Annotated in this window: 20 protein-coding genes; 4 read left to right on the top strand and 16 right to left on the bottom strand. The window is 59.6% G+C overall.

From position 1 onward, the window contains the following. Positions 1-45: 45 nt before the first annotated feature. Together BLU28_RS15465 and BLU28_RS15470 are read left to right on the top strand one after the other, a co-directional pair. Positions 46-927: an SMP-30/gluconolactonase/LRE family protein gene (locus BLU28_RS15465; RefSeq protein WP_072493745.1), complete on the top strand. Its 882-nt coding sequence runs from the start codon at positions 46-48 to the stop codon at positions 925-927. Positions 928-958: 31 nt separating this feature from the next. Next, the gene (locus BLU28_RS15470) at positions 959-1,855 is read left to right on the top strand and encodes a dihydrodipicolinate synthase family protein (protein ID WP_077987579.1); all 897 of its coding nucleotides are present in this window, start codon (positions 959-961) and stop codon (positions 1,853-1,855) included. 135 nt (positions 1,856-1,990) lie between these two features. Here the strand turns inward: BLU28_RS15470 and BLU28_RS15475 are convergent, their stop codons facing one another. From BLU28_RS15475 to BLU28_RS15510, 8 genes are all read right to left on the bottom strand, one after another. After that, positions 1,991-3,643: an OFA family MFS transporter gene (locus BLU28_RS15475; RefSeq protein WP_077987578.1), complete on the bottom strand. Its 1,653-nt coding sequence runs from the start codon at positions 3,641-3,643 to the stop codon at positions 1,991-1,993. A 115-nt stretch (positions 3,644-3,758) separates the two neighbouring features. Continuing rightward, positions 3,759-4,103: a formate dehydrogenase subunit delta gene (locus BLU28_RS15480; RefSeq protein WP_077987577.1), complete on the bottom strand. Its 345-nt coding sequence runs from the start codon at positions 4,101-4,103 to the stop codon at positions 3,759-3,761. Between the two features lie 62 nt (positions 4,104-4,165). Further along, positions 4,166-7,048 carry a formate dehydrogenase subunit alpha gene (fdhF, locus tag BLU28_RS15485; protein ID WP_077987576.1) on the bottom strand — a complete coding sequence of 961 codons (2,883 nt, stop codon included), beginning with the start codon at positions 7,046-7,048 and terminating at the stop codon, positions 4,166-4,168. 4 nt (positions 7,049-7,052) lie between these two features. Then, entirely contained in the window at positions 7,053-8,609 is a 1,557-nt protein-coding gene (locus BLU28_RS15490; protein ID WP_077987575.1) for a formate dehydrogenase beta subunit, read from the bottom strand. Then, entirely contained in the window at positions 8,606-9,085 is a 480-nt protein-coding gene (locus BLU28_RS15495) for a formate dehydrogenase subunit gamma (protein WP_077987574.1), read from the bottom strand. The genes BLU28_RS15490 and BLU28_RS15495 overlap by 4 nt, the downstream gene beginning before the upstream one ends. A 114-nt stretch (positions 9,086-9,199) precedes the next feature. Continuing rightward, positions 9,200-10,123 carry a LysR family transcriptional regulator gene (locus BLU28_RS15500; RefSeq protein WP_006700319.1) on the bottom strand — a complete coding sequence of 308 codons (924 nt, stop codon included), beginning with the start codon at positions 10,121-10,123 and terminating at the stop codon, positions 9,200-9,202. A gap of 99 nt (positions 10,124-10,222) precedes the next feature. Further along, entirely contained in the window at positions 10,223-10,945 is a 723-nt protein-coding gene (locus tag BLU28_RS15505) for an aspartate/glutamate racemase family protein (RefSeq protein WP_072493768.1), read from the bottom strand. A gap of 21 nt (positions 10,946-10,966) precedes the next feature. Then, on the bottom strand, positions 10,967-11,596 hold the full coding sequence (locus BLU28_RS15510; RefSeq protein WP_077987599.1) for a flavin reductase family protein: 630 nt from the start codon (positions 11,594-11,596) through the stop codon (positions 10,967-10,969). Between the two features lie 129 nt (positions 11,597-11,725). Between BLU28_RS15510 and BLU28_RS15515 the strand changes: the two genes are divergently transcribed. After that, positions 11,726-12,403 carry a GntR family transcriptional regulator gene (locus BLU28_RS15515; protein ID WP_006700316.1) on the top strand — a complete coding sequence of 226 codons (678 nt, stop codon included), beginning with the start codon at positions 11,726-11,728 and terminating at the stop codon, positions 12,401-12,403. 9 nt (positions 12,404-12,412) lie between these two features. Here the strand turns inward: BLU28_RS15515 and BLU28_RS15520 are convergent, their stop codons facing one another. The 7 genes from BLU28_RS15520 to BLU28_RS15550 all read right to left on the bottom strand — a co-directional run bounded on the left by BLU28_RS15520 (position 12,413) and on the right by BLU28_RS15550 (position 20,841). Further along, entirely contained in the window at positions 12,413-13,435 is a 1,023-nt protein-coding gene (locus tag BLU28_RS15520; RefSeq protein WP_077987573.1) for an ABC transporter ATP-binding protein, read from the bottom strand. Then, positions 13,432-14,415, bottom strand: coding sequence for an ABC transporter ATP-binding protein (locus BLU28_RS15525; RefSeq protein WP_004444579.1), 984 nt, complete (start codon positions 14,413-14,415; stop codon positions 13,432-13,434). The genes BLU28_RS15520 and BLU28_RS15525 overlap by 4 nt, the downstream gene beginning before the upstream one ends. Then, positions 14,408-15,901 carry an amidohydrolase family protein gene (locus tag BLU28_RS15530; RefSeq protein ID WP_077987572.1) on the bottom strand — a complete coding sequence of 498 codons (1,494 nt, stop codon included), beginning with the start codon at positions 15,899-15,901 and terminating at the stop codon, positions 14,408-14,410. Before BLU28_RS15530 ends, BLU28_RS15525 begins: the two co-directional genes overlap by 8 nt. Further along, positions 15,901-17,094 (bottom strand): amidohydrolase family protein, encoded by a 1,194-nt coding sequence (locus BLU28_RS15535; protein WP_006700312.1) that lies wholly within the window; start codon positions 17,092-17,094, stop codon positions 15,901-15,903. Before BLU28_RS15535 ends, BLU28_RS15530 begins: the two co-directional genes overlap by 1 nt. Before the next feature lie 5 nt (positions 17,095-17,099). After that, positions 17,100-18,047, bottom strand: a complete 948-nt coding sequence (locus BLU28_RS15540) for an ABC transporter permease (RefSeq protein ID WP_006700311.1) — start codon at positions 18,045-18,047, stop codon at positions 17,100-17,102. An 18-nt stretch (positions 18,048-18,065) separates the two neighbouring features. After that, complete coding sequence (locus BLU28_RS15545) at positions 18,066-19,034, bottom strand: ABC transporter permease (RefSeq protein ID WP_004444583.1); 969 nt, start codon at positions 19,032-19,034, stop codon at positions 18,066-18,068. Between the two features lie 241 nt (positions 19,035-19,275). Beyond that, on the bottom strand, positions 19,276-20,841 hold the full coding sequence (locus BLU28_RS15550; protein WP_077987571.1) for an ABC transporter substrate-binding protein: 1,566 nt from the start codon (positions 20,839-20,841) through the stop codon (positions 19,276-19,278). A gap of 160 nt (positions 20,842-21,001) precedes the next feature. Between BLU28_RS15550 and BLU28_RS15555 the strand changes: the two genes are divergently transcribed. Next, the gene (locus BLU28_RS15555) at positions 21,002-22,537 is read left to right on the top strand and encodes an amidohydrolase family protein (protein WP_077987570.1); all 1,536 of its coding nucleotides are present in this window, start codon (positions 21,002-21,004) and stop codon (positions 22,535-22,537) included. 189 nt (positions 22,538-22,726) lie between these two features. On the opposite strand, the gene BLU28_RS15560 is transcribed toward BLU28_RS15555, so the two are convergent. Beyond that, positions 22,727-23,791 carry a porin gene (locus BLU28_RS15560; RefSeq protein ID WP_092651341.1) on the bottom strand — a complete coding sequence of 355 codons (1,065 nt, stop codon included), beginning with the start codon at positions 23,789-23,791 and terminating at the stop codon, positions 22,727-22,729. Positions 23,792-24,060: the final 269 nt, after the last annotated feature.

Here is a 24,060-nt window from a genome sequence, read left to right on the forward strand (position 1 = left end):
CTGTCGAAAATAGAATCATAATGGGCGGATGAGAGAGAGGAACCAGTGAGCCAGCCGCATATCATAGAACCGAAGCTCCGTTCCTTGATCGATACCCCGTTGAAGGTCGGCGAATCGCCTGCCTGGGACGAGCGAACCGGCGATCTCTGGTTCGTCGATATTCTCGCGCCCGCCATTTTCCGCCTGCATCCCGGCGGAAAACTCGACAGATACGACATGCCCGCCCAGGTCGGCTGTCTCGGCCTTTGCGACAATGGCTTGATAGTGGCAGGCCTCAGGACCGGCGTGCATCTTCTTAATCCCGCGAGCGGCAAGCTCGATCTTCTGTGCGATCCGGACGGCGGGCGGCCCGACAGCCGCCTGAACGACGGAAAAGTCGGCCCGGACGGCCATTTCTGGGTGGGGACCCGCGATGAGGCCGCGATACAGACGGGCAATGCACGCCTCTATCGCGTTGCCCCGGATGGTGGCATCGAACGCATCATCGATGGCGACATGTTCACTTCGAACGGACTTGCCTGGAGCCCGGACGGCAGACGCATGTACCATTCCGACAGCAGCGGCCTCATGCTTCAGGCGTTCGATTTCGACGCTGCGACCGGCAGGATCGGCCCGGCCGAACGTCTGCACGATTTCGCGCCGGATGAAGGCAGGCCGGACGGTGCGGCGACCGATTGCGAAGGCTGTTACTGGAGCGCCGGCGTTCAGGCGGGACGTCTCAACCGCTTTTCACCGGACGGCGAATTGTTCGAGGTCTACAGGCTGCCGTTCAAGGGGCCGACCATGCCCTGTTTCGGCGGTCCCGACCTCAAGACGATCTACCTTACAAGTCTCGTCACCGAGACGGACGGAATAACCACAGCAGGTACGGTTGTTGCATTCGATGCCCCGGTCGCCGGCACGCCCGTTCACAAATTCTCCATCTGAAGATGACTTTTGATCTTAAGGAACACAGTTGATGACGACATTCGATTTTCGCCAGGCCCTGAAGGGCATCTCCGGCGTTCCGGTAACGGCTTACGATGCAAGCGGCGAAGTGGAGACCGGTGTTACTGCCGAGGTTTACGCACGCGTTGCAACGGCTGGAATCCATAATATCGTCGCGGCAGGCAATACCGGCGAATTCTACGCCTTGACGCCTGCAGAAATTCTGAAGGTCTATGAGGCCGCGATAGAAGGTGTCGGCGGGAAAGCCCCGGTCACGGCGGCTATTGGACGCTCTCAGCGCGAAGCGCTCTCCTTGGCGCGTCAGGCAAAAGAAATGGGCGCATCCGCCGTCATGTCGCATCAGCCAGTCGATCCTTTCGCGGCCCCGCAATCGCAAATCGACTACTTTACCGGCCTCGCTGAAGGCAGCGAACTGCCGCTGGTCGCTTATGTCCGGGCGGACGGCTTTTCGGTCGATGACATGGTACGGCTTGCGAGCCACCCGAATGTCGCCGGCATCAAGTTCGCGACGACCGACATCATGCTTCTGTCCCGCGCGATTGCCGCTTCCGATCCGGACGGCGCTCTATATGTCTGCGGACTGGCTGAAAGCTGGGCGGCTGCCTTCGCGGCGGTTGGTGCGCGCGGCTTCACCTCCGGCCTCGTTAACGTGGCGCCGCAATTTTCGCTGCAGGTTCATGAGGCACTGACCTCAGGCGATTTTACGGCTGCACGGAAGATTGTTAAAAAGATCGAATTGTTCGAGCGGCTGCGCACACAATATCGCAACGGCGCCAATGTGACCGTTGTGAAGGAAGCCATGGACATACTCGGGTTCAAAGTTGGCCCGGTGCGCGCACCGGGACTGGCGCGTCTGGATAAAGAGGACCGTGCGACCCTTGAGGGACTGCTTGCCAGCTGGTCTTGATGGCGCCGCACCGTCCAGCTGCGAATTACGCAAATAACGGGGCGCGGTTCATCTGACGTGATCCGAACCGCGCCGCCTCGCCTTGCTCGATCATGTGCCGGCCAAGAGCCGGCACATGAGTTTTTGGCGGAACGCCTAGCCGAATAGCGCCAGACTGCTTTTTACCGTGACCCACACGCCCCAGAGAAGCGGAATACCAACCGCAGCCCAGGCAAGAGCGGCCTTGGCGTCCAGTCCACCGCGACCGATCCCGAAGGAGCCTGTCGGCCCGGCATTCGCGGCCGCGGTCTTCGCCTGAAGCGCCGCCACCTCCGAATCCGACATGAACCACTTGTCCGAGAGCGGCCGCACGAAGGCGTTGGCCACGAGGCCGATCGCCAGCATGCCTGCCAGAATATACATGGTGCTTGTGTAGAGTGCGGGTCCGGGTGCCACGCCCGCCGCGATCTGCGCCTCGCGGATGTAATTGACGACCACGGGACCGGCGATGCCGGCAGTCGCCCATGCCGTCAGGAGACGGCCGTGGATTGCGCCGACGAACTGCGTGCCGAAGATGTCCGCAAGATAGGCCGGGATGGTGGCGAAACCGCCGCCATACATGGACAGGATGATACCGAAGGCGAGAACGAAAAGCGCCTTGTTGCCCATCATCGCGAGCGTCGGCGCCAGCGCGTAAAGAATGATGCCGAGAATGAAGAAGCAGAAATAAGTGTTCTTGCGGCCGATCTTGTCTGACATGGAGGCCCAGAAAAAGCGGCCGCCAATGTTAAAGAGCGAAAGAAGGCCGGTGAAGCCGGCAGCAATCGCCGCAATCTGCGCCTTCTGGCCGGCATCGAGATCAGCAAAACCGACACCGGGAAGGCCGATCAGAGAACCCGCAAAAATTTCCTGCAGCATCGGAGAGGCCATGCCGATGACACCGATGCCGGCCGAAACATTCAGGCAGAGCACCGCCCAGATCAGCCAGAACTGTTTCGTCTTATGCGCGTCGCGCAGATGGACGTGTCGCGTGGTGATCATCGCGCTTTTGGCCGCCGGTGCCGTCCATCCTTCCGGGCGCCAGCCTGCAGGCGGAATGCGATATCCGAAGGCGCCGGCCATCATGAAGACTAAGTATATCAACGCCATTACGACGAAGGTCTGCCAGACGCCGACAGAGGTTTCAGTCTTGAAGGTATTCATCAGCAGGTTAGCGAGTGGCGCGCCGATCATCGCGCCACCGCCGAAACCCATGATGGCCATGCCCGTGGCCATGCCTCGACGATCCGGGAACCATTTGATCAGGGTGGACACCGGCGAGATGTAGCCAAGGCCAAGCCCGACGCCACCGATGACACCCGCTCCCAGCCACATCAGCCAGAGTTGATGGGTCATGACGCCAACGGCCGCCACCAGAATGCCGCCGCACCAGCAGCAAGCGGAAACGAAGCCCGCCTTGCGCGGTCCCACCCGTTCCAGCCAGCCGCCCCAGATAGCCGCCGAGCAGCCGAGAAGCACGAAGAAAAGCGTATAGATCCATCCAAGATCAGCCACACGCCAGTTGCATTCGGTGGTAAACAGTGCGGCGACCAGCGTGAGGCTGGAGCAGCTCGGATCCGTCGCTGGCAACGCTTTCGACAGCGGCAGCCAAAATACGCTAAAGCCATAGGCCATGCCTATGCACAAATGAATGGCAAGCGCTGCCGGCGGCACCAGCCAGCGATTGAAACCCGGTCTTGCGATTATTCGTTCGCGGTCCAAAAACCCGGCTTGCGCCGCCTCTCCCGCCGTTGCGCCTGCTACTGCCATTGACACTACCTCCCTCGTGAATGTCTGGACATTTTTCATTCGCCCCGCCAGGCGAATAGCGATGCCGCCGAACGTCCTCCCATGCGGCGGCAAGCTTCATTCATTTCCGCACGCGTCAGACGCGCGTTGTTTCGGGCACGCTCGGTTCCGAAAGGGATTCTCCCGCAATCGGTCCCTTGCCGCCCGGTGCGCCCTTTGCGTCTTCGCCGAGCCCTACGGCATCGGCCGCTGGCGCGTCTGGCCTTCTGATCTCTCTGGATGCGGCAATCACGAGTGGCAGAAAATCACCGAGACCGGCGTCCACCATCTCAAAGAAGCGCCGCCGCATGCGCGGTTCCCAGAACTTGTTGATATGGGTGGCAACACCATCGATACGGATATCTTCCGGCTGCGACAGAAAAAACGTCGCAATCTGGTTCGCCATCCTCACCAGTTTTTCGTCCGTGTGATTGAGTAACATGATCTACTCCCCGCGCCAGTTCACGTCCCATGATGAAAAGGCCGGGACAAGCCCGGCCCCGATTATTCCGCAGCTTCCAGCTTGCCGGCGATGCGGCGGGACTGACGCGAAAGCGCATCATATTCTTCCTGCCATTCCGTCGGCCCGTTGGAGGGAGAGACCTGAACCGCCGTCACCTTGTATTCCGGGCAGTTGGTCGCCCAGTCGGAAAAGTCTGTCGTGATGACGTTCGCCTGCGTGCCGGGATGGTGGAAGGTCGTATAGACCACGCCCGGCGCCACACGATCCGTAATCAGCGCTCGCAGCGTCGTATCGCCCGAGCGGCTCGCAAGCTTGATCCAGTCGCCATCCTTGACGCCGCGCTGTTCGGCGTCATGGGGATGGATTTCCAGACGATCCTCCTCGTGCCAGACGACGTTTTCGGTGCGCCGTGTCTGCGCCCCGACATTGTATTGCGACAGGATGCGGCCGGTGGTGAGCAGCAGCGGGAAACGCGGACCGGTGCGCTCATCCGTCGCCACATATTCCGTGCGGATGAACTTGCCCTTGCCGCGCACGAAGCCGTCGACATGCATGATCGGCGAACCCTCTGGGAACTTCTCATTACAGGGCCACTGCACCGAGCCCTTCTCTTCGAGATAGGCGTAGGAAACGCTGGCAAAGCTCGGCGTTGTCGCCGCGATTTCATCCATGATCTCTGAAGGATGGGTGTAGTTCCACGAAAGACCCATGGCCTGCGCCAGCTTCTGGGTTACCTCCCAGTCGGCATAACCGTTCTTCGGCGACATGACCTTGCGCACGCGGTTGATGCGGCGCTCGGCATTGGTAAAGGTGCCGTCCTTTTCGAGGAAGGTGGAACCCGGCAGGAACACATGCGCGTAATTCGCCGTCTCGTTCAGGAAGAGATCGTGCACCACGACACATTCCATGGCGGCAAGGCCGGCGGAAACGTGCTTGGTATCGGGGTCCGACTGGAGAATGTCCTCGCCCTGAATATAGATGCCCTTGAAACTGCCATCAACGGCAGCGTCGAGCATGTTGGGAATGCGAAGCCCCGGTTCGTTGTTAAGCTTCACGCCCCAGAGTTTCTCGAACACATCGCGTGTCGCATCATCGGAGATATGGCGATAGCCAGGCAGTTCGTGCGGGAAAGACCCCATATCGCAGGATCCCTGCACATTGTTCTGACCGCGCAGCGGATTGACGCCCACCCCGGGACGGCCGATGTTGCCGGTCGCCATGGCAAGATTGGCAATCGCCATGACGGTCGTTGAACCCTGGCTGTGTTCTGTGACACCCAGACCATAATAGATCGCGCCATTGCCGCCCTTGGCATAAAGCCGGGCCGCGCCGCGCAAGTCTTCCGCGGGAACACCGGTGAAACGCTCCGTCTCTTCCGGGCTGTGGCGCGGCTCGGCAACGAAGGCGGCCCAATCCTCGAACTCCGACCAGTCGCAACGCTCGCGAATGAAGGCCTCATTGAACAAACCTTCCGTGACGATCACATGGGCAAGCGCCGTCAGCACCGCAACGTTGGTTCCCGGCAGCAGCGGCAGGTGGAAAGCGGCCTCCACATGTGGCGTGCGGACAAGATCGATACGGCGCGGATCGATGACGATCAGCTTTGCGCCCTGACGTAGCCGCTTCTTCAGCCGCGAACCGAAAACGGGATGGCCGTCGGTCGGATTGGCGCCGATGACAAGCACGACATCGGAATGCTCCACGCTGTCGAAATTCTGCGTGCCGGCAGATGTGCCGAAGGCCTGGCCAAGACCATAACCCGTGGGCGAATGGCAGACGCGGGCGCAGGTATCAACGTTATTGTTGCCGAAACCGGCGCGAATGAGTTTCTGGACGAGGAATGTTTCCTCATTCGTGCAGCGGGACGAGGTGATGCCGCCAATGGACTCTTTCCCATAGGTGCCCTGGATACGCCGGAACTCGGACGCAACGTGGGAGAAGGCTTCCTCCCAGGTGACTTCCCGCCACGGATCGCTGATCTTTTCGCGAATCATCGGGTTGAGGATACGATCTCTGTGGGTCGCATATCCGTAAGCGAAGCGGCCCTTGACGCAGGAATGGCCACGGTTTGCCTGTCCATCCTTCCACGGCACCATGCGCACCAGCTCTTCACCACGCATTTCCGCCTTGAAGGAGCAACCGACGCCGCAATAGGCGCAGGTGGTCACCATCGAATGTTCCGGCTGGCCAATCTCGATCACCGATTTTTCGGTGAGCGTCGCGGTCGGACAGGCCTGCACGCAGGCGCCGCAGGACACGCAGTCGGAATCGAGGAATGCCTCGTGCGCGCCGGGCGATACCCTGCTTTCAAAACCGCGGCCTTCGATCGTGAGCGCGAAGGTGCCCTGCACTTCCTCGCAGGCGCGCACGCAACGGGAACAGACGATGCATTTGGACGGATCATAGGTGAAATAGGGATTGCTTTCGTCCTTCGGCATCCAGCGGGCATTAAGATCGCCCTCCCCGGTGCGGGCCTTGACGTGATTGTCGCCCTCGTAACCATAACGCACATCGCGAAGGCCCACCGCGCCCGCCATATCCTGCAACTCGCAATCGCCATTGGCGGCGCAGGTCAAGCAGTCGAGCGGGTGATCGGAGATGTAAAGCTCCATCACGCCCTTGCGGATCTGCTTCAGCCGCTCTGTCTGCGTATGCACGACGAGACCGGCGGCAACAGGCGTGGTGCAGGAGGCAGGGGTGCCATTGCGGCCCTCCACCTCAATCAGACAGAGCCGACACGAGCCAAAGGCATCCACCATGTCGGTGGCACAGAGCTTCGGCACATCGATGCCCGCTTCGCGCGAGGCGCGCATGATCGAGGTTCCAGCGGGAACAGTCACCTGGCGACCGTCGATCGTAAGCGTTACCATGTCCGTAGCGTTGGACTTGGGGGTGCCGTAGTCGAATTCAGTTACAAGGGCCATGGTCTTACTCCGCCGCTTCAACACGTGGGGTGGGGGCAAAATCAGCAGGGAAATGCCGGAGCGCGCTCATGACGGGATAGGGCGTGAAACCGCCGAGCGCACAGAGCGAGCCGAATTTCATGGTTTCGCAGAGGTCTTCCAGCAACGCCGTGTTTTTCTCCCGCTCGATTCCGAGCGCGATCTTGTCCACCGTCTCGACACCGCGTGTCGAGCCGATGCGACAGGGTGTGCACTTGCCGCAACTTTCGACGGCGCAGAACTCCAGCGCAAACCGGGCCTGATGCAGCATGTCTGCCGTATCATCGAACACCACGATGCCCGCATGGCCTATCAGGCCACCAGCCGCCGTAAACGCTTCGTAGTCAAAGACCGTGTCGAACAGCGACACCGGGAAATATGCGCCGAGCGGACCTCCCACCTGCACCGCCTTGACGGGACGGCCGGTGATCGTACCGCCACCGATATCGTTCACCAGTTGCCCGAGCGTCAAACCGAAGGCGGTTTCGTAAAGCCCGCCATGCTTGAGGTTGCCAGCAAGCTGGATCGGGATGGTGCCGTGCGAACGGCCGACACCGAAATCGCGATAAAACGCCGCGCCACGATCCATGATGACCGGAATGGAAGCGAGCGAAATCACATTGTTGACGACCGTCGGCTTACCGAACAGGCCCTGCAGGGCGGGTAGCGGCGGCTTGGCGCGCACCGTGCCGCGTTTGCCTTCAAGGCTGTTCAGGAGTGAGGTCTCCTCGCCGCAGACATAGGCGCCGGCGCCCATGCGCACTTCCATATCGAACGCACGGCCTGACCCGAGGACGGAGGACCCAAGAATACCCTCACGCCTTGCGATCTCGATCGCCTTTTCCATGACCCTGATGGCGTAGGGATATTCCGAGCGGGTATAGATGAAGCCCTTGGACGCGCCGACGGCGAGGCCGGCAATCGCCATGCCTTCGATCAGCACGAAGGGGTCGCCTTCCATGATCATCCGGTCGGCGAAAGTACCGCTGTCGCCCTCATCCGCATTACAGACGATGTATTTCTGGTCCGCCACCGCATCGGCAACGGTCTTCCATTTGATGCCGGTGGGGAAACCAGCGCCGCCGCGTCCGCGCAGGCCGCTCCGGGTCACCTCCGCAACGATATCCAGCGGGGCCATCGCCACAGCTTTTTCAAGACCCTTCATGCCCTGATAGGTGCGGTAATCCTCCAGCGACAATGGATCGGTGACGCCACATCGGGCAAATGTCAGACGCGTCTGGCTCTTCAGGAACGGAATGTCCTTTGTCAGCCCGAGACAGAGGCGATGGTCGCCACCAGTCAGAAAATCCGCGTCAAAAAGCGAGGCGACGTCGCTTGCCTTGACGGGGCCGTAGGCGATACGGCCATGCTCGGTGCGCACTTCGACCAGCACTTCCAGCCAGAGCATGCCACGCGAGCCGTTGCGGACAATCTCGACCTCAAGGTTACGGCCAGCGGCCTCGCGGGCGATGGCATCGGCAACACGGTTTGCGCCAACGGCAAGAGCGGCGGAATCGGCGGGAACAAAAACGGTGACACTCATCGGCGCGCCTCCGTCAGAATGTCGCCAAGACAGTCCTCATCAAGACGGGCATGGACTTCGCCATCCAGCATCAGCGCCGGTGCCTGAGCGCAGAGCCCGAGACAGAAGACCGGCTCAAGCGTGACGGAACCGTCAGGCGCGGTTTCGTGCCAGTCGAGGCCGAGGCGGGACTTGATGGTTTCCGCAAGAGGCTCGCCACCCATCGACTGGCAAGCCTCGGCGCGACAGAGCTTTAAGACATGGCGACCATGCGGATGATCACGGAAATCGGGGTAGAAGGTGACGACGCCATGAACCTCGGCGCGCGATATGTTCAGCGCGGATGCGATGATCTGCTTGGCGCTTTCCGGGATATAGCCGAATTCTTCCTGCATTGCATGCAGGATGGGCAGCAAAGGCCCCTCCAGATGGAGAAATTCATCAATGATGGCGGAAACACGCGCCGCCTCATCTACGGCAACCGCTCGAATATTCATAAGCCAGTCCTCCCAAACCGACAGGGGCAGGGATAACGAGCGGGATATAGTCAATCCTTTCGCCGCCCTGCAGTGCTTGCAAGAATGTCGAGATCGGCGGGATCAGGTCAATAATCAGTTTCCGTCATTTGATAGGAAATTCCTATCAAATGCCTTTTCGGCGGCCCTTTGGCGAGCCTCGTGAAGCAGCGCGGAGACAAGGGGAGTGTGTGGTTCCCGGTGGGTGGCAATCAGGCCCACGAGGTGTTCGGGGTCCGGATCAGTAATCGGGATTATCCTGATCTGCTTAGGAAAACCAAACGATTCCGCGAGGTTACGCGGCATTATTGAAGCCCATTGTCCGGTGCGGATATGAGAAAAAAGCACGATCATCGAGTTGGATTCGAGAGTTGGCTTGGCCTCCACGCCAGCCTCGGCCATGTGCCGGTTGATGATGCGCCTGTTCTGCATGTCCGGAGTTAATAGACAAAGCCTAAGACTGGAAACCTGTTGCCAGGTAACGCTTTCCTGATCGGCAAGTGGCGTTCCGGCAGCCGCGATGAGGTGATAACGCTCGGAATAGAGCGGCACGGTGGTCACGCGTCCGAGCGGCTCATTGTCGAGGTAACTGATTCCCGCGTCGATCTCGAGGTTTTCAATCTGGCTCAAAACCTGCAGCGAGGTGCGGGACGTGACGGAAAAAGTCACATCGGGATGGCGCGCCTGGAAGGATTCGGTCAATCGCGGCACCATGGCAAGCGCGGTCGGAATGACGGCCAGACGTATATGTCCGGCCAGGCCCCTACGGGCCGCGCGCATTTCCTCACGCATGGTGCGTGTATCGCCAACGATACGACGCGCCCATTCCAGCACACGCTGGCCTTCCGGCGTCAGCCCCTGATACCGCGCTGAACGCACCACGAGAACGACGCCCAACTGATCCTCCAACTGCCGGATTGCCGCCGACAGGCTGGGCTGGGAGACACCACATTCCTCCGCCGCCCGGCCGAAATGTTCAGCCCGCGCCAATGCAATGAAAAATTCCAGCTTGTCGATCATACGCTCCCCCCGCGGCGCGCCCGCTTGACCGGTGTGCGCGGGAGAACACTAGAACGTGGCGCAAGCGCCCGCAAATGGCCGCGGGCATTTTCCTGCAGACTAGGCGCAGGCGACGAGGGCCGGCCCCTTCACCCGCGGATAGTCGTAAGCATTGACCTTCGAGGTATTGTAACCGGCGCCAACGAGAGCTTCGGCAAGCTTGATCGCTGCCGTCACACCATCGATGACCGGAACACCTGTGGCGTCGCGCAGCCGGTCGCAGAGCGAGGACATGCCCGCGCAGCCGAGAATGATCGCTTCTGCCGCATCCTCCCGCTTGGCGGCCTCGATTTCGCGCCGAAGCAGCGCTTCCGCAACCTCTGGATCCTCCTCAAGACCAAGAACCGGCAGGTTGATTGCCCGGACCTTCCGGCAATGCCGTTGCGCGCCGTAATCCTCCACCAGATCTTCGATGATCGCGATGGAACGCGGCAGCGTCGTGATGATCGAGAAGCGGCGGCTGATCGTCATCGCCACCTGCACGGCGGCCTGGCAGATGCCGATGACGGGTCCACGCGCCACTTCGCGTGCGGCGTGAAGTCCGGGATCATCGAAACAGGCGATCACATAGGCATCCACGCCCAGCGCCTCGCCCTTGCGGATTTCCGCGAGCAGCCCGGGAACGGCCATGGCCTCATCCGCCTGCCCTTCGATGCTGACGGGGGTATCGTCAGGATTTGCCGCGGAGACGTGGGTCTCCTTCTGCTTGACCCTTAGCGCGCTATCGAGAGCCTGCGCGGTCATGGAGGCGGTGGAATTGGGATTGATCAAACGAATATGCATCGCACGCATCCTGATGAGCTGTCACTTGCCGTCAGGCGCGGTGAAATCGGTGATTGGTGGCGCCTTCAAAACAAACTGGCGGTCCGAGGTAATGTAGTTGTCGGCGTGAAGCCGGGCGATCGGCTGGTAGCGATCGGCATCGACATAACGTCCCTCCTCATCGAGGCATTCGTTATGGACATGCATATGAACCACTTCGCCCAGCACCAGCGTGCGGCGGGGGTAATCGATCAGTCGGTCCACCTGGCACTCGAAGGCGCAGGGCGATTGCGCCGCATAACTCACGTCGATCTTGCTGCAGGGCATGGCCGTAAGCTTGGCCATCGACATCTCGTCAACTTCATTGTCGAAGCCGAGACCGCAGATCAGCATCTGCTCCGAAAGCGACATATCGACCATATTGACCACGAACTCGCCAGTGCGGCGGATATTCACCATCGTATCCTTTTCCTCGCCGCTCACCTTCGGCTGAATGCCGAGGACCACGATGGGCGGATCATGCGAAAAGACGTTGAAGAAGCTCATCGGCGCTGCATTGTTATGGCCAGCTTCCGAGCGGGTCGTCACGAGTGCGATCGGCCGCGGACCGATAAAATTCGTCAGAAGGCGGTAGCGGCTCTGGGGCTCAAGCGCGCTGAAATCGAATTCCATGATCGGCATCCTAATTTAGTCTACAATTATCTCTCATATTGTTGACAATGTTGCAACCAAAATCCCGTTGATACGGTTGACTTTTTCATTCACATCACGCTTCTCTAGGACGATTGGGGAGTATGTCGAATGAGCGAGCAGGCCGGCCCGTCCACGCAGCAGATTGTCGAGAAAGTATGGCTTTCGATCGCCGAACGCCGGCTGCGTCCGGGTGTGCAGCTGAAAGAAGAGCAACTGGCGACAATCTTTGGCGTCAGCCGTGCCAGAATCCGCCAAGCCTTGTCCGTTCTCGAACGTGACGGACTGGTGACCATCGTTCCCAATCGCGGTGCTTTCGTCTCCAAACCGTCGGTCGAGGAAGCCCGCGACGTCTTCTTCGTGCGCCGTACCGTCGAGCAATGCGTTGTCGAAAGACTTTGCAAATCCGCCACCAAGACCGATCTCAAAAAGCTACGCGACCACGTGGCCAAAGAGCGCGTGGCCAATGCCAAAAACGTCACGACCGACATCATCAAGCTTTCCGGCGGGTTCCACCTTCTGCTTGCGGAAACGCTCGGTTCTGATTTTCTCTTTACCACCATGCGCGACCTCATTTCCCGCTCGTCGCTGATAACAGCCGTTTACCGTAACACGGATCGCTTCAACTGCGGCCCGGACGAACATGCGGAAATCGTCGATGCGATCGCCAACAATGATCCGTCGCGGGCCATCCACCTGATGACCCACCACCTCGAGCATGTGGAAGCGGAGCTCGATCTCAGCGAAATCCGCGACCTTTCCCACGACCTGCGCGCCGCGCTCGGCTGATTTTTCCGCTCAGGCGCGATGTCGCTCGCCCGCCCATTGCGTGTCATCTTCGACCAGATGACAGGCAACCCGCGTGCCGTTGGCAAGGCTCTTCACCTTAGGCACTTCTGCCGAACATTGCGCCGTTGCGAGCGGACAACGCGGGTGAAACGCGCAACCCGAAGGCGGCTTCAGAGGGCTTGGCACTTCACCGGCAACAATCTCCCGGTCCCGCTGCGGCGCCTTGATATTAGGGATCGTCTGGAGAAGCAGCCGTGTATAGGGATGGCGCGGATTGGCGAAAAGCTCTTCCGTATCCCCCTCCTCCACAATCCGGCCGAGATACATCACCGCGATACGGTCTGACATGTGACGAACAACGCTCATGTCGTGGCTGATGAAGAGATAGGTGAGGCCGAGTTCATCCTGCAGGCGGCGCATGAGGTTCAGCACCTGCGCCTGCACCGAAACGTCGAGCGCCGATGTCGGCTCATCGCAGACGAGGAATTCCGGTTCGCTTGCCAATGCACGGGCAATGGAGATGCGCTGGCGTTGACCGCCGGAAAATTCATGCGGAAACTTTTCGCCATCGGAGGCTGAAAGGCCCACGGTTTTGAGAAGCTCCTCCACCCGCTCCATCGTTTCAGCCTTGGTCGCGCGTAGCTTCAGTTCGCGGATCGGTTCGGCGATGATGTTCTTCACCCGCCAGCGCGGATTGAGCGAGGCATAGGGATCCTGAAAGATCATCTGTGCCGACAGCGGTTTACCCTTGCCGCCTGCCGCGAAACGAAACTCGCCGGCACTTGGCCGAAAAAGTCCCGTTACCAGGCGGGCAACAGTCGATTTGCCACAACCGCTTTCACCGACGATACTGAGACAGCCGCCGGCCGGAACGGAAAAGTCGATATCGTTGACGGCCTGCACGAACTGCCGTGGTTTGCGCTCGATGATGCGATTGAGCAGCGGGGCCGAAACGTCGAAGGTTTTCGTCAGGCCCTTCACCGTCAAGGCCGGCTTGTTCTGTGGGGCCTTTTGAGATGCGGATTGTGTCATGCTGTGCCTCCTGCATTCAGCCAGCACGCACTGGCGCCGTTGCCGACGGTTTCGAGTTCAGGCCTTTCCCGCCGACAGCGCGGCCCGGCGAATCCACAGCGTGGATTAAACGCGCATCCGGGCGGGATCGCATCGAGACGCGGCATCGCGCCGTCGATCTGGTTCAGCCGCTCCACCCGTGCGCCAAGTGACGGGATGGAGGCCATCAGGCCCTGCGTATAGGGGTGGCGCGGTTCGTGCAGCACCTGCTCGACCGGGCCCACCTCGATCAGCCGGCCGGCATAAAGCACCGCCACACGGTCGGCAGCCTCGGCAATGACGCCCATATCGTGGGTGACAAGCATGACCGCCGTCTGCTTTTCCTTGCACAGCCGCCGCAGCAGGGAAATGATCTGCGCCTGGATCGAGACATCGAGCGCCGTCGTCGGCTCATCGGCAATGATGAGTTTCGGAGAGGCGGCGAGCGCCAGCGCGATGACGACACGCTGGCGCATGCCGCCAGAAAACTGGTGCGGATAATGATCGACACGATCCGCAGGTGATGGAATGCCGACATCCTTCAACAGTTGAACGGCCCGTGCGCGTGCATCCGCTTTCGACAGCGGCAGGTGCTGGCGGATCGTCTCGACAAGCTGCGCACCGACCGTGAAGAGCGGATTGAGCGAGGTCAGCGGGTCCTGAAAGATCGCACCGATCTCACGACCGCGAATGCTTTCCATCGCCCGGTCATCCAGTTGATCGATACGGCGCGACCCGAGCCAGATTTCACCATCGGCAATGTGGCCGGGTTTCTCGAGCAGGCCCTGTATGGCAAGACCCGTCATGGATTTGCCGGCGCCGGATTCACCGACAACACCAAGAATTTCACCGGGCCGAATCGAAAGGCTGATATCGGAAAGCGCGGTAACGGTGCCTCGACGCCCCGGAAACTCGACCTTGAGATTGCGGACATCAATAACCGATTGGTTCATGTCAACCATGCTGGGCGACCTCCACCGGATAGCTCGGAGGGAAGATTTCGTAGACGGGCGGATTTGCCCAGCTCCGTTCGGGATATTTTGCAATCAGGCGATCGAACTGCGCCTGCGCCTGTTCACGGGCACGCCGCATGTCGATACGGGCGACCTGCCTTTCACGCATGGAAAGACGGCCGTCGACAAAAACGGCCCGCGTGACCTTGCCCGAACCACCGGTCACCAGCGTGGTGATCGGATCGATGCTCGGCGCCATGACGGTATCGTCGAGATCGAAGACAGCAATGTCTGCCCTTGCGCCCGGGGAAAGATGGCCAAGGTCAGATCGTCCAAGAGCCCGCGCGCCGCCAAGTGTGGCCGCATCGAAGAGATCGGCACAGCGGATCTGGTCCGGAGCACCGTCATTGATGCGGCAGGTGATCAGCCCTACGAGCAAATTCATCAGCATGTCCGCCGGGGCCGTATCCGTTCCCATCGCAATGTTGATGCCGCGTTTGCGGCAGGAGGAGAAGGATGAGAGCGTGCTGCCGCCACGGCTCGAAACCAGCGGACAGTGGACGATGGAGACGCCGTTTTCCGCATAAAGCGCCAGATCTTCTTCCGTCGCATTAGTGGCGTGCGGGGCGATAAGCCTTTCGCTGAGCAGCCCGGCCTTGGCGAGCCAGACTGGCGCGGTCGAACCGTGGAGCTTGCGAACCGTATCGACCTCCATGACGCCCTGCGCCATATGGAGACGGAACTTGCAGCCGAGTTCGCGGGCCGCTGCGTCGGTGCGCTCAATGAGCGCCAGGGTGGAGGTTTCCACGCGGTCCGGCGCGAGCATGCCGCGCACCAGATCGCCGTGCCTTCCACTCTGCTTTTCGATGAAGGCGATTGCGTCGGCGAGGCCCTGAAAACCACGCTCCTCATCAAAAACAGGCACCATGCGGCCCGGTTCTTCCAGCACCATGCCGCCTGAACGGAAGGCGGGGCTGAGATAAACGCGCAAACCAAGTTCTCCGGCGGCATCGGCGGCCGCCTCGAATTCCGCCACGCTCTCCCCCCATTCGCGATAGAACAGCGATGCGATGGGGGCTGCCGTGGTGATGCCATTGAGGAGCAACTGCCCGAAGGCGAAACGCTTCTGGAAGGCAAGCTCTTCCGGGGAATACATCTCGTAAGGACCGGCCTCGACATAGGAGCGCGGCCAGACACGACCCTTCGCCCAGCCCGGATGATGATCAATGCCGAGGATCGTCGTATCGAGATCGGAAAGCGCATCGAGATCGATCAGGCCGGGGCTGACGAGCGCATTGCCAAAATCGATACGCCGGGCGACCTCTCCGGGAAATCCATGCCCGACAAAGACGATTTCGCCGTTTTCGAAGACAACCTCGCCGTTTTTCAGAAGGCGGTGCGATCCGTCCTTGTGCCCGACAACCCAGCTGGCTGTGAGCAACGTCCGCCCTTGCGGCCTTTCGCCAAGTTGCAACGCATTGAGAACGTCGCTCATCACGGCGCCTCCACAATGGCTTTGCCATCTCTCGCCGTAACCCGGCCGCCTTTGACGACCAGCGGCCGCGGCGCGATATCAACAACAGCATGCGCCAGCGTTTCGCCGGTCAGCAGCGTGAAGTCGGCAGCACAGCCGATCTCCATGCCGTAATCCTCAAGACCCATGACATCGGCGCCACCCTTGGAAACGACATGGAGCACATGCGCAAGCTCGATATCCGAACGCAGACCGTTTTTCATGCCAATGATCTTGGCGCGATCCAGCATGTCCGGCTGTCCCCACGGACCCCATGTGTCGCGGATGCCATCACAGCCGCCGCCAACGCGCACACCCGCCTCCTTGAGGCGCATGATCGACGGCACGCTTGCCGATGGCGCACCCGTGGTCAGGATGGCGACATCAAGCCGCGCAATCTCGTCGATCAGCCTGCCAACGCGCAGATAGTCGTTCATGCCAAGGGCAAAGGCGTGGCTGATGGCAACGTTGCCCTGCATGCCGTTTGCCCGGATGCGCTCGAAGATGAGCTCCATCGTGAAGGCGCCGAGGTCGGCGGCTTCGTGCAGATGAATATCGATCGGCACGCCGTGTTTTGTCGCCAGTTGAAAAAGAATGTCCAGCTGGCCCTTCGGATCGCGGTCAATTCCGCAGGGATCGATGCCGCCAAGCACCTCGCAGCCTTGCTTCAACGCCTCATCGAGAAGCTCCAGCGTGCCGGGCATGACCATGACGCCGGATTGCGGGAAGGCGACGACCTCGATGTCGATGATGCCATCAAGCTTCTCACGGGTTTCCCATATGCCCTCTACCAGTTTCAGGCCATGGGTGGGGTCGATATCGACATGGCTGCGAATATGGGTGCCGCCATTGGCCGCAAGGCCGATCGCATGGCGCATGGACTGGCGATGCGGATCGATGCCGATCTGAACGCGGTTTTCCCGCTCGAAATCGATCCGCTCGCGCAGGATGGCAGCACGGTTGTTGACGTGCCAGGGCATGCCCCACGTCGTCTTGTCCAGATGCGTATGGGCATCGATAAGGCCGGGAACGGCAATTGCTCCCTTGCCATCCTCAACCGGCATGCCGGGTTCGGCGTCAAATGTTCCGAAACCTGAAATCTTGCCGTTCCTGATCAAAATATCGCAGGCTTCGCCCGCCATGGGCCGTACGTTGCGCAGAAGAAGATCGTGCATGGAGCTCACCTCAGTTTCGGATTGAGCGCATCGCGCAGCCAGTCACCCAGAAGGTTGACGGTGACGACGAGCAGGCAGAGTTGGAAGACAGGGAACAGCACGATCCACCAGGAGCCGGAGAACAGGAACTGGTTGCCGATACGGATCAGCGTGCCGAGCGACGGCTGGCTTGGTGGCATGCCAATGCCAAGGAAGGACAGCGTCGCTTCCGTCAGGATCGCCATGCCGAAATTCAGCGTGGCGGCAACCATGATCGGCGTTAGCGTATTAGGGAGGATATGCGCCGCCATGATGCGGCGGGCGGGCACGCCGATCAGCTTAGCGGCCTGAACATAGTCCTTGCCGGTTTCAACGATGGCCTGGGCGCGCACCGTGCGGGCATATTGCACCCAGGCGGAGAGCGCGATGGCGAGAATGAGCACGGCGGATGCGCCGACCTCACGCAGATTGTCGGGCAGCATTTGCCGCACGACTGTCGATACGAGGATCGCAACCAGAATGGTCGGGATCGAGAGCGTGATGTCACCGATGCGCATCAGGAGGCCATCGGCAAAACCGCCGAAGTACCCCGCCACCAGACCTGCCGTCATGCCGATGACGAGCGAAAGCAGCACGGAGGCGACACCGATGACGATGGAGATGCGTGTGCCGTAGAGAATGGCCGAGAGCATGTCGCGTCCCTGCGTATCTGTTCCAAGCAGAAACGGCCATTCGCCGCCCTCCTGCCAGATCGGCGGAAGCTCGGCCTTCCACATGTCCAGCGATGCACCGTCATAGGGATTCTGGGGCGCAATCCACGGCGCGAAGACAGCTGCGAGGATGAGGATTGTCAGGATGAGCGCGCTGATCTTGGCCGATTTACTGCGGCTGAACGACCAGTAGAGATCGCTATCGCGCATGCGGCTGAAAAGTGACCGACGGGCGGGTTTTTCCGTTTGCGAAAGGTCTGTCATGAAACTGGCTCCCTTCGGTCAGCGCGCGGTGCGCAGACGCGGATCGATGACCGCATAGGCGATATCGACGAACGTGTTGAGGACAACGAAGATGAAGGAGATGATGCAGAGATAGGCCGCCATGACGGGGATATCGAGGAAGGTGACCGCCTGAATGAACAGCATGCCCATGCCCGGCCACTGAAACACCGTTTCCGTGATGAGCGCGAAGGCGATGAGCGAACCCACATTCATCGTCGTCAGTGTCACCACCGGCATCAGACAGTTGCGCAGCGCATGACGGAAGTAGATCCGCCAGCGCGGAATGCCACGTGCCCGTGCGAACTTCACGAAATCGGACCGCAGAACTTCAAGCATTTCAGCCCGCACCAGACGCATGACGAGGGTGATCTGATAAAGCGAAAGCGCGATAGCCGGAAGAATGAGCGCAGCACGCCCGGACGAGGTCAAAAGCCCGGTTGACCACCAGCCCAGCTGAACGACATCGCCACGGCCGAAGGCCGGTGCCCAGCCGAGGGAAACGGAAAAGACAAGAATGAGAAGAATGCCGACAACGAAGCTTGGCAGGGAAACCCCGACGATCGACAGGAACTGCAGACCTTCTGTGTACCACTTCCCGCGCCGGATCGCCGTCAGAACACCCAGAGGCAGGCCGACGACCAGAGAGATCACGGTGGCAACCAGCACCAGCTCAAGGGTCGCGGGGAACCTTTCCGCGATCAGCGGTAGCACCTGCTGGCCGTTGCGGTAGGAAACGCCGAAATTGCCCTCCGCCGCGTCTTTGACGAACCGCAGATATTGGGTCGGCAGGCTGTCATTGAGGCCGAGCCGCTCACGGAGCGCTGCGCGATCCTCCTGCGACGTCTGTTCGCCGACCATCAGCTCGACGGGATCACCCGCCAGCCGAAAGATGAGAAAGGCGATAAGCGCAACGGAAAGCATGACCAGCACGGCATTTCCCAAACGCTTGATGATGAATACCAGCATTGTTACCTCTCGGACGCGAGCCTGAGCCGCGCAGGCTTTCAGGTTCGATCATTCTCTTCCAGAGATGGGGCAAAGGTTGCGCGGGCTGCAAGAACCACGAACACGATGCAACTTTGTCGACAATTTTGACGCAGCTTCGTTCGGCTTCACATTCAGTCAAACGAACTGGCGCGTGCTCGAATATCTGCTGAAACAGTCAGGGCGCTCGGTCCAGTGACCGGCGCCTCGCTTGCTGTCCGTCTTATTTGTCGAGCTGGGTCAGCCAATGGCGTGGCTTGTTGTCGGCGCGGAAGTCGACGCTTTTGACCTTGGCCAGCATAGCCCACGCAATCGGCTGCTGATGCAGCGGAACGAGCATGGTCTCGTCCTTGGCGAATTTCAGCGCAGCTTCTTCGAGCGCCAGGCGTTTCGTATTGTCCTGCTCCTGCGCCGCCTGCGCAACAAGCTTGTCGATCTCGGGATTGGACCAGCCGCCATAGTTGGAGACGCCCATCGCGCCCTTGCGGGTCGAGAGGATCTGCGACAGCATCGAGAAGGCGTCAAGAGTCGGCTCGTTTGCCCAGCTGAGGTTGAAGACGTCAGCCTTGCCGCCATTGCGCTTGGGTGACTGCACGGAACGTGGCGCAATATCGATGGTCGGCTGGAAACCGCCGCGCTTCAACATGTTGGCAACGCCCGAGCAGATATCCTCTTCGTTTACGCTCTCGTCATTCATGCAGGTATAGGTGAAGGCAAGGTTCTTCATGCCCGCATCGGCAAGCAGCTTCTGCGCCTTGGCCGGATCGGCCGGCTCGAACGTGTCCAGCGATTTGGCATAACCAGCGATTTCAGGTGCGATCAGCGAGCCGGACGGCCTTGCAAGACCACGCATGACTTTTTTGTTGATCAGGTCACGATCGATGGAGGCTTCGAAGGCCTGACGAACGCGCAGATCATTAAAGGGGTTCGGCTGACCGTTTTCCAGTTTTTCGCGGCGGTTGAAGCCAATGAAAAGCGTGCGAAGCTCGGTGCGCTTCTTGACCGTGATATTGGGCGAGGATTCCAGACGCGGCAAATCCTGGATCGGGGCGGAGTCGATCAGGTCGATTTCACCTGACAGCAGTGCCGCGACGCGTGTTGCCGCAGATGCGATCGGCACGAATTCGATGCGGTCGAGATTGTGCTTCTTCTGGTCCCACCAGCCTTCATTGGCAACGAGAACAGTCTTGCTGTCGGGAACGCGGCTTTCGAGCTTGAACGGGCCTGTGCCATTGGTGTGCATGGTGGTGTAGCCATCGACCTTCGACGCGAAGTCGGTAGGCTTCTCGCTATTGTTATCTTTCAACCACTTGGCGTTAAAAATGAAGATATTGGTTATGTCGTTCAGAAAGAGAGAAGTCGGTGCGTTGACATCGAGGTCGACCGTGTAGTCATCAACCTTTTTAACGCCGGCGAAAATCGGAATATTTCCTCGCAGCGGCGATGTCGCGTCCGAAGCGCGAGTAAAGGATGCGACGACATCATCGGCGGTGAAGTCTGCGCCGTCATGAAATTTCACGCCCTTGCGAAGGGTAAAGCGCCAGGTCTTTCCATCAATCAGCTTCCACTCGGTGGCGAGTGCCGGCTCGATCTGGAAGTCCGGTCCGTAGCGGACGAGACCCTCGTAGATATGATTGAGAAAAGCGAGGTTGGATGTGGACGGAACCGAATAGGGATCGAGCGAATAGAGATCGGCGCGACCACCCCAGCGAAGGGTCTCCGCGCTGGCGGGAACGGCAATGGCGGCAGCAGCCATGGCCGCCAGGACAAAACTTCTGATACGGGACATTTGATCCCCCCTTTTTATTGATCGTTGGAAACCGGCACGGGTCCGGTCAGGCAGAAGGAGTATTGTTTCGCCGAGGCTTATTGTCAATAATATTGTTGACAATTATCGTACTCAAAATCGCAAGTTTTTGAATACGAGTTTAAGCGAGGGAGGAGAGAATATGACAGGCTTTCAGCTGCGGCACGGAACGATCGTTACGGTCGACAAGGAGCGGCGTATCATTGAGAACGGGGCACTGGCGATAGAAGGCGACAGGATTGTCGACATCGGCACTGTGGATGAACTTGACCCCCGCCACAGTGATAAGGTGGTTATCGACTGCAGGGGAAAGCTTCTCATTCCTGGCCTGATCGATGCCCATGGCCACGCGGGCCACGCCCTTCTTCGCAGCATCGCAGCGGACACCAATGCGATGTGGATGAAAATCATCACGGCGACCTATTACCACTACGTCACCCGCGACTACTGGTATGCCGACGGGCTGATTTCCGGCATTGAACGGCTGCGCGCCGGGGTGACGACCGCGGCCAGCATCATCACTTCGATGCCACGCGCGGATGACCCCGTCTTCGCCACCAACCACGCTCGCGCCTATAGCGAACTCGGCCTTCGCGAAATCATCTGCGTCGGGCCGTCAGGCCTCCCATGGCCTCATCCGGTCACACGGTGGGAGAGCGGTCTACCGGAACGTCGCGACGTTAGCTTCGACGAGATGATGGATGGCAGCGAAGCGGTGATCGAAGCATTGCACGGCAGCGCCGATGGCCGCATCAGCGTTTTCCTGACGCCTTTCACCATCGCACCGTCGGTCGAACCCTCCAATGCATCGACGCCGGACCAGGCAGTGAAACTGACAGAGGGTGACAGAATGCAGGCCCGCCGGATACGCGAGATGGCGCGCAAGACCGGTGTCAGGCTTCATTCCGACGCCTTTGCCGGGCAAATCCGCATGGCGTTTCAGGACAAGGAAAATGCCCTGCTTGGCCCTGACATTCACCTTCAGCATTGCTGGGGTATCTCCCACGACGAAATAGACATACTGGCCGAGACCGGCACACGCGTGACCCATGCGCCGCCGGGCCGCGCAACTCCCATCATGGAAATGATGTCAAAAGGGATTCGTGTCGCCATCACCACCGATGGCGCAGCTCCAAGCCGCCATTTCGACATGTTGCAGACGGCGCGCCTCGCGCAATTTACGCAACATCTCCTGCACAATCACGACCGCTACCTGCTTCCGCCGGGCAAGATCTTAGAGATGATCACGATCGATGCCGCCCACGCTATCGGCATGGAGGACGAGATCGGTTCGCTCGAGATCGGCAAGAAGGCTGACGTCGTCATCATCGACATGCGGAAGCCGCATCTCATGCCCATGTGGATGCCGGTCCACCGTCTGGTCCATCAGGTTCTTGGCAGCGATGTCGATACCGTCTTCGTGGACGGTAAATTGCTGATGGAAAATGGCCGGGTACTGACATCAGATGTAGACGCCGCCATTTCCTTCGGCCAACAGGAAGCCATGGCACTGGCAGAACGGGCGGGTCTGAAAGCACACATGCACGATCCGGGCTGGGGCTGCCTGCTGCGCACGTTCGACGAACCCGTGCTCCCTCCCCGTCCGCCGGCAGATGCGAGATTCCGCGCCGCCGACCAAGGGCCTGTTCAGGATCACAAATCGACTCGGGATCACTAATCGACTGGGGTCGGCAAGGTCCCCTGGCACTTCTTGCCAAGATCACGACAAAGACTCCCCGGCCAGGAGAGGGCCGGGGAGCAAACCTGACATCATGTCAGGAACTTTGACTGGAGCTAGCACTCACCCGTTCAAGAAACGGGGTGGATCTGAGTTGTCTAACCCGGTTATGCTCTTTGTCAGGCTCTGTTAGAACGAACGCTCGAGACGAACGAAACCGGTCCAGCTGTCGCCACCACCGTTTACGCCCTTCTTTCCATCGACGTCCTGATAGGTCACCGCAACCTTGGTGGAAAGACCAGAGGTGATCTTGTAACCAGCAGCGACGCCAGCGCGCCATGCATCGCGGCTGCCAACGAAGTCGTTGTTAGCGCCGATGTCGATCGTGCCGAAATACTGGAAGCCGGGGGTGATGGTCAGCTTGTCAGTTGCCTTGATGGCGTATTCAGCAGCAACAGTCCACTCGGACTCTTCGTAGTAGTAGTTGGCGCCGGAAGCCCAAGCACCGGAGATGCCGAGCGTGCCCGGACCGATGTCAGCCGTGATGATCGCACGGATTGCACCGTTTTCCTGGTTCGTGTCGTAACCGCCAAGCAGGTTGGCCTTAACGCCGCCGATCTTTGCGCCGATGATGGCGCTGATGCCAACATCGTTCGTGCTGGTCTGGAACTTGCCGCCCTTCGTAACGCCGAGTTCGGAAGTGCCCTTACGCGAACCTTCGAGCTCTTCAACAGCGGCACCGACGTAGAATGAGCCGGCGTCGTAGGTGTAACGGATAGCGTTCAGACGGGTGCGGTTGGAGCTGAGCTGGTCATACTCACCGGAGAGACCGTCGTCCCACCAGTTGTAGTAGAAACCGACTTTCAGGCCGCTGAGTTCGATGAAAGCCTGATCAAGAACGAAGTTGCGGTCAGTATCGTTGTCGGCCTGACCGCGCAGACCGATGTAGCCACGCAGGGCGCCGAGTTCGGTGTCGGTGCGGGTGTCAATGTTGAACTGGGCGCGGGTGAAAGAGTCCCAGTCAGATGTACCGGACTGGTTGCGACCGAAGTCCGTCTGGAAACGAACGTAACCGTCGAACTTCAGGCAGGTTTCGGTGCCGGGGATGTAAAAGAAGCCGGTGCCAAAAGCATCGCAGACGCGAACATATTCCATGGGCTCGGGCTCAGCGGCGACGATGGCGTCAGCGGCCTGTGCGCCGGATACTGCTGCGAGAGCCGCAGCGGAGCCGATCAAAAGGCTCTTGATGTTCATTTGTAATCTCCAGTCAAAAATTTTTCAACGAATGCGCAAATTTGTGGGCTGGTCTTTTCCCTGCCGCCCGCTTCCCTGCGCTGATCAGCAAATGACAGAAATCGCGGGGGAGTCGCAATTCAAATCTCCGGATTTAAAATACAACACGATGACGCAATCACAATGCGTAGTAATATTACAACAAATATAAAGTTTAAAATATAAAAATACGCTTATGTACATCGGGAAAATAAGATTTATTGGATATTTAATTTACGATAATATTCTAA

The sequence above is a fragment of the Agrobacterium pusense genome (assembly GCF_900102105.1).
Lineage (GTDB): Bacteria > Pseudomonadota > Alphaproteobacteria > Rhizobiales > Rhizobiaceae > Agrobacterium > Agrobacterium pusense.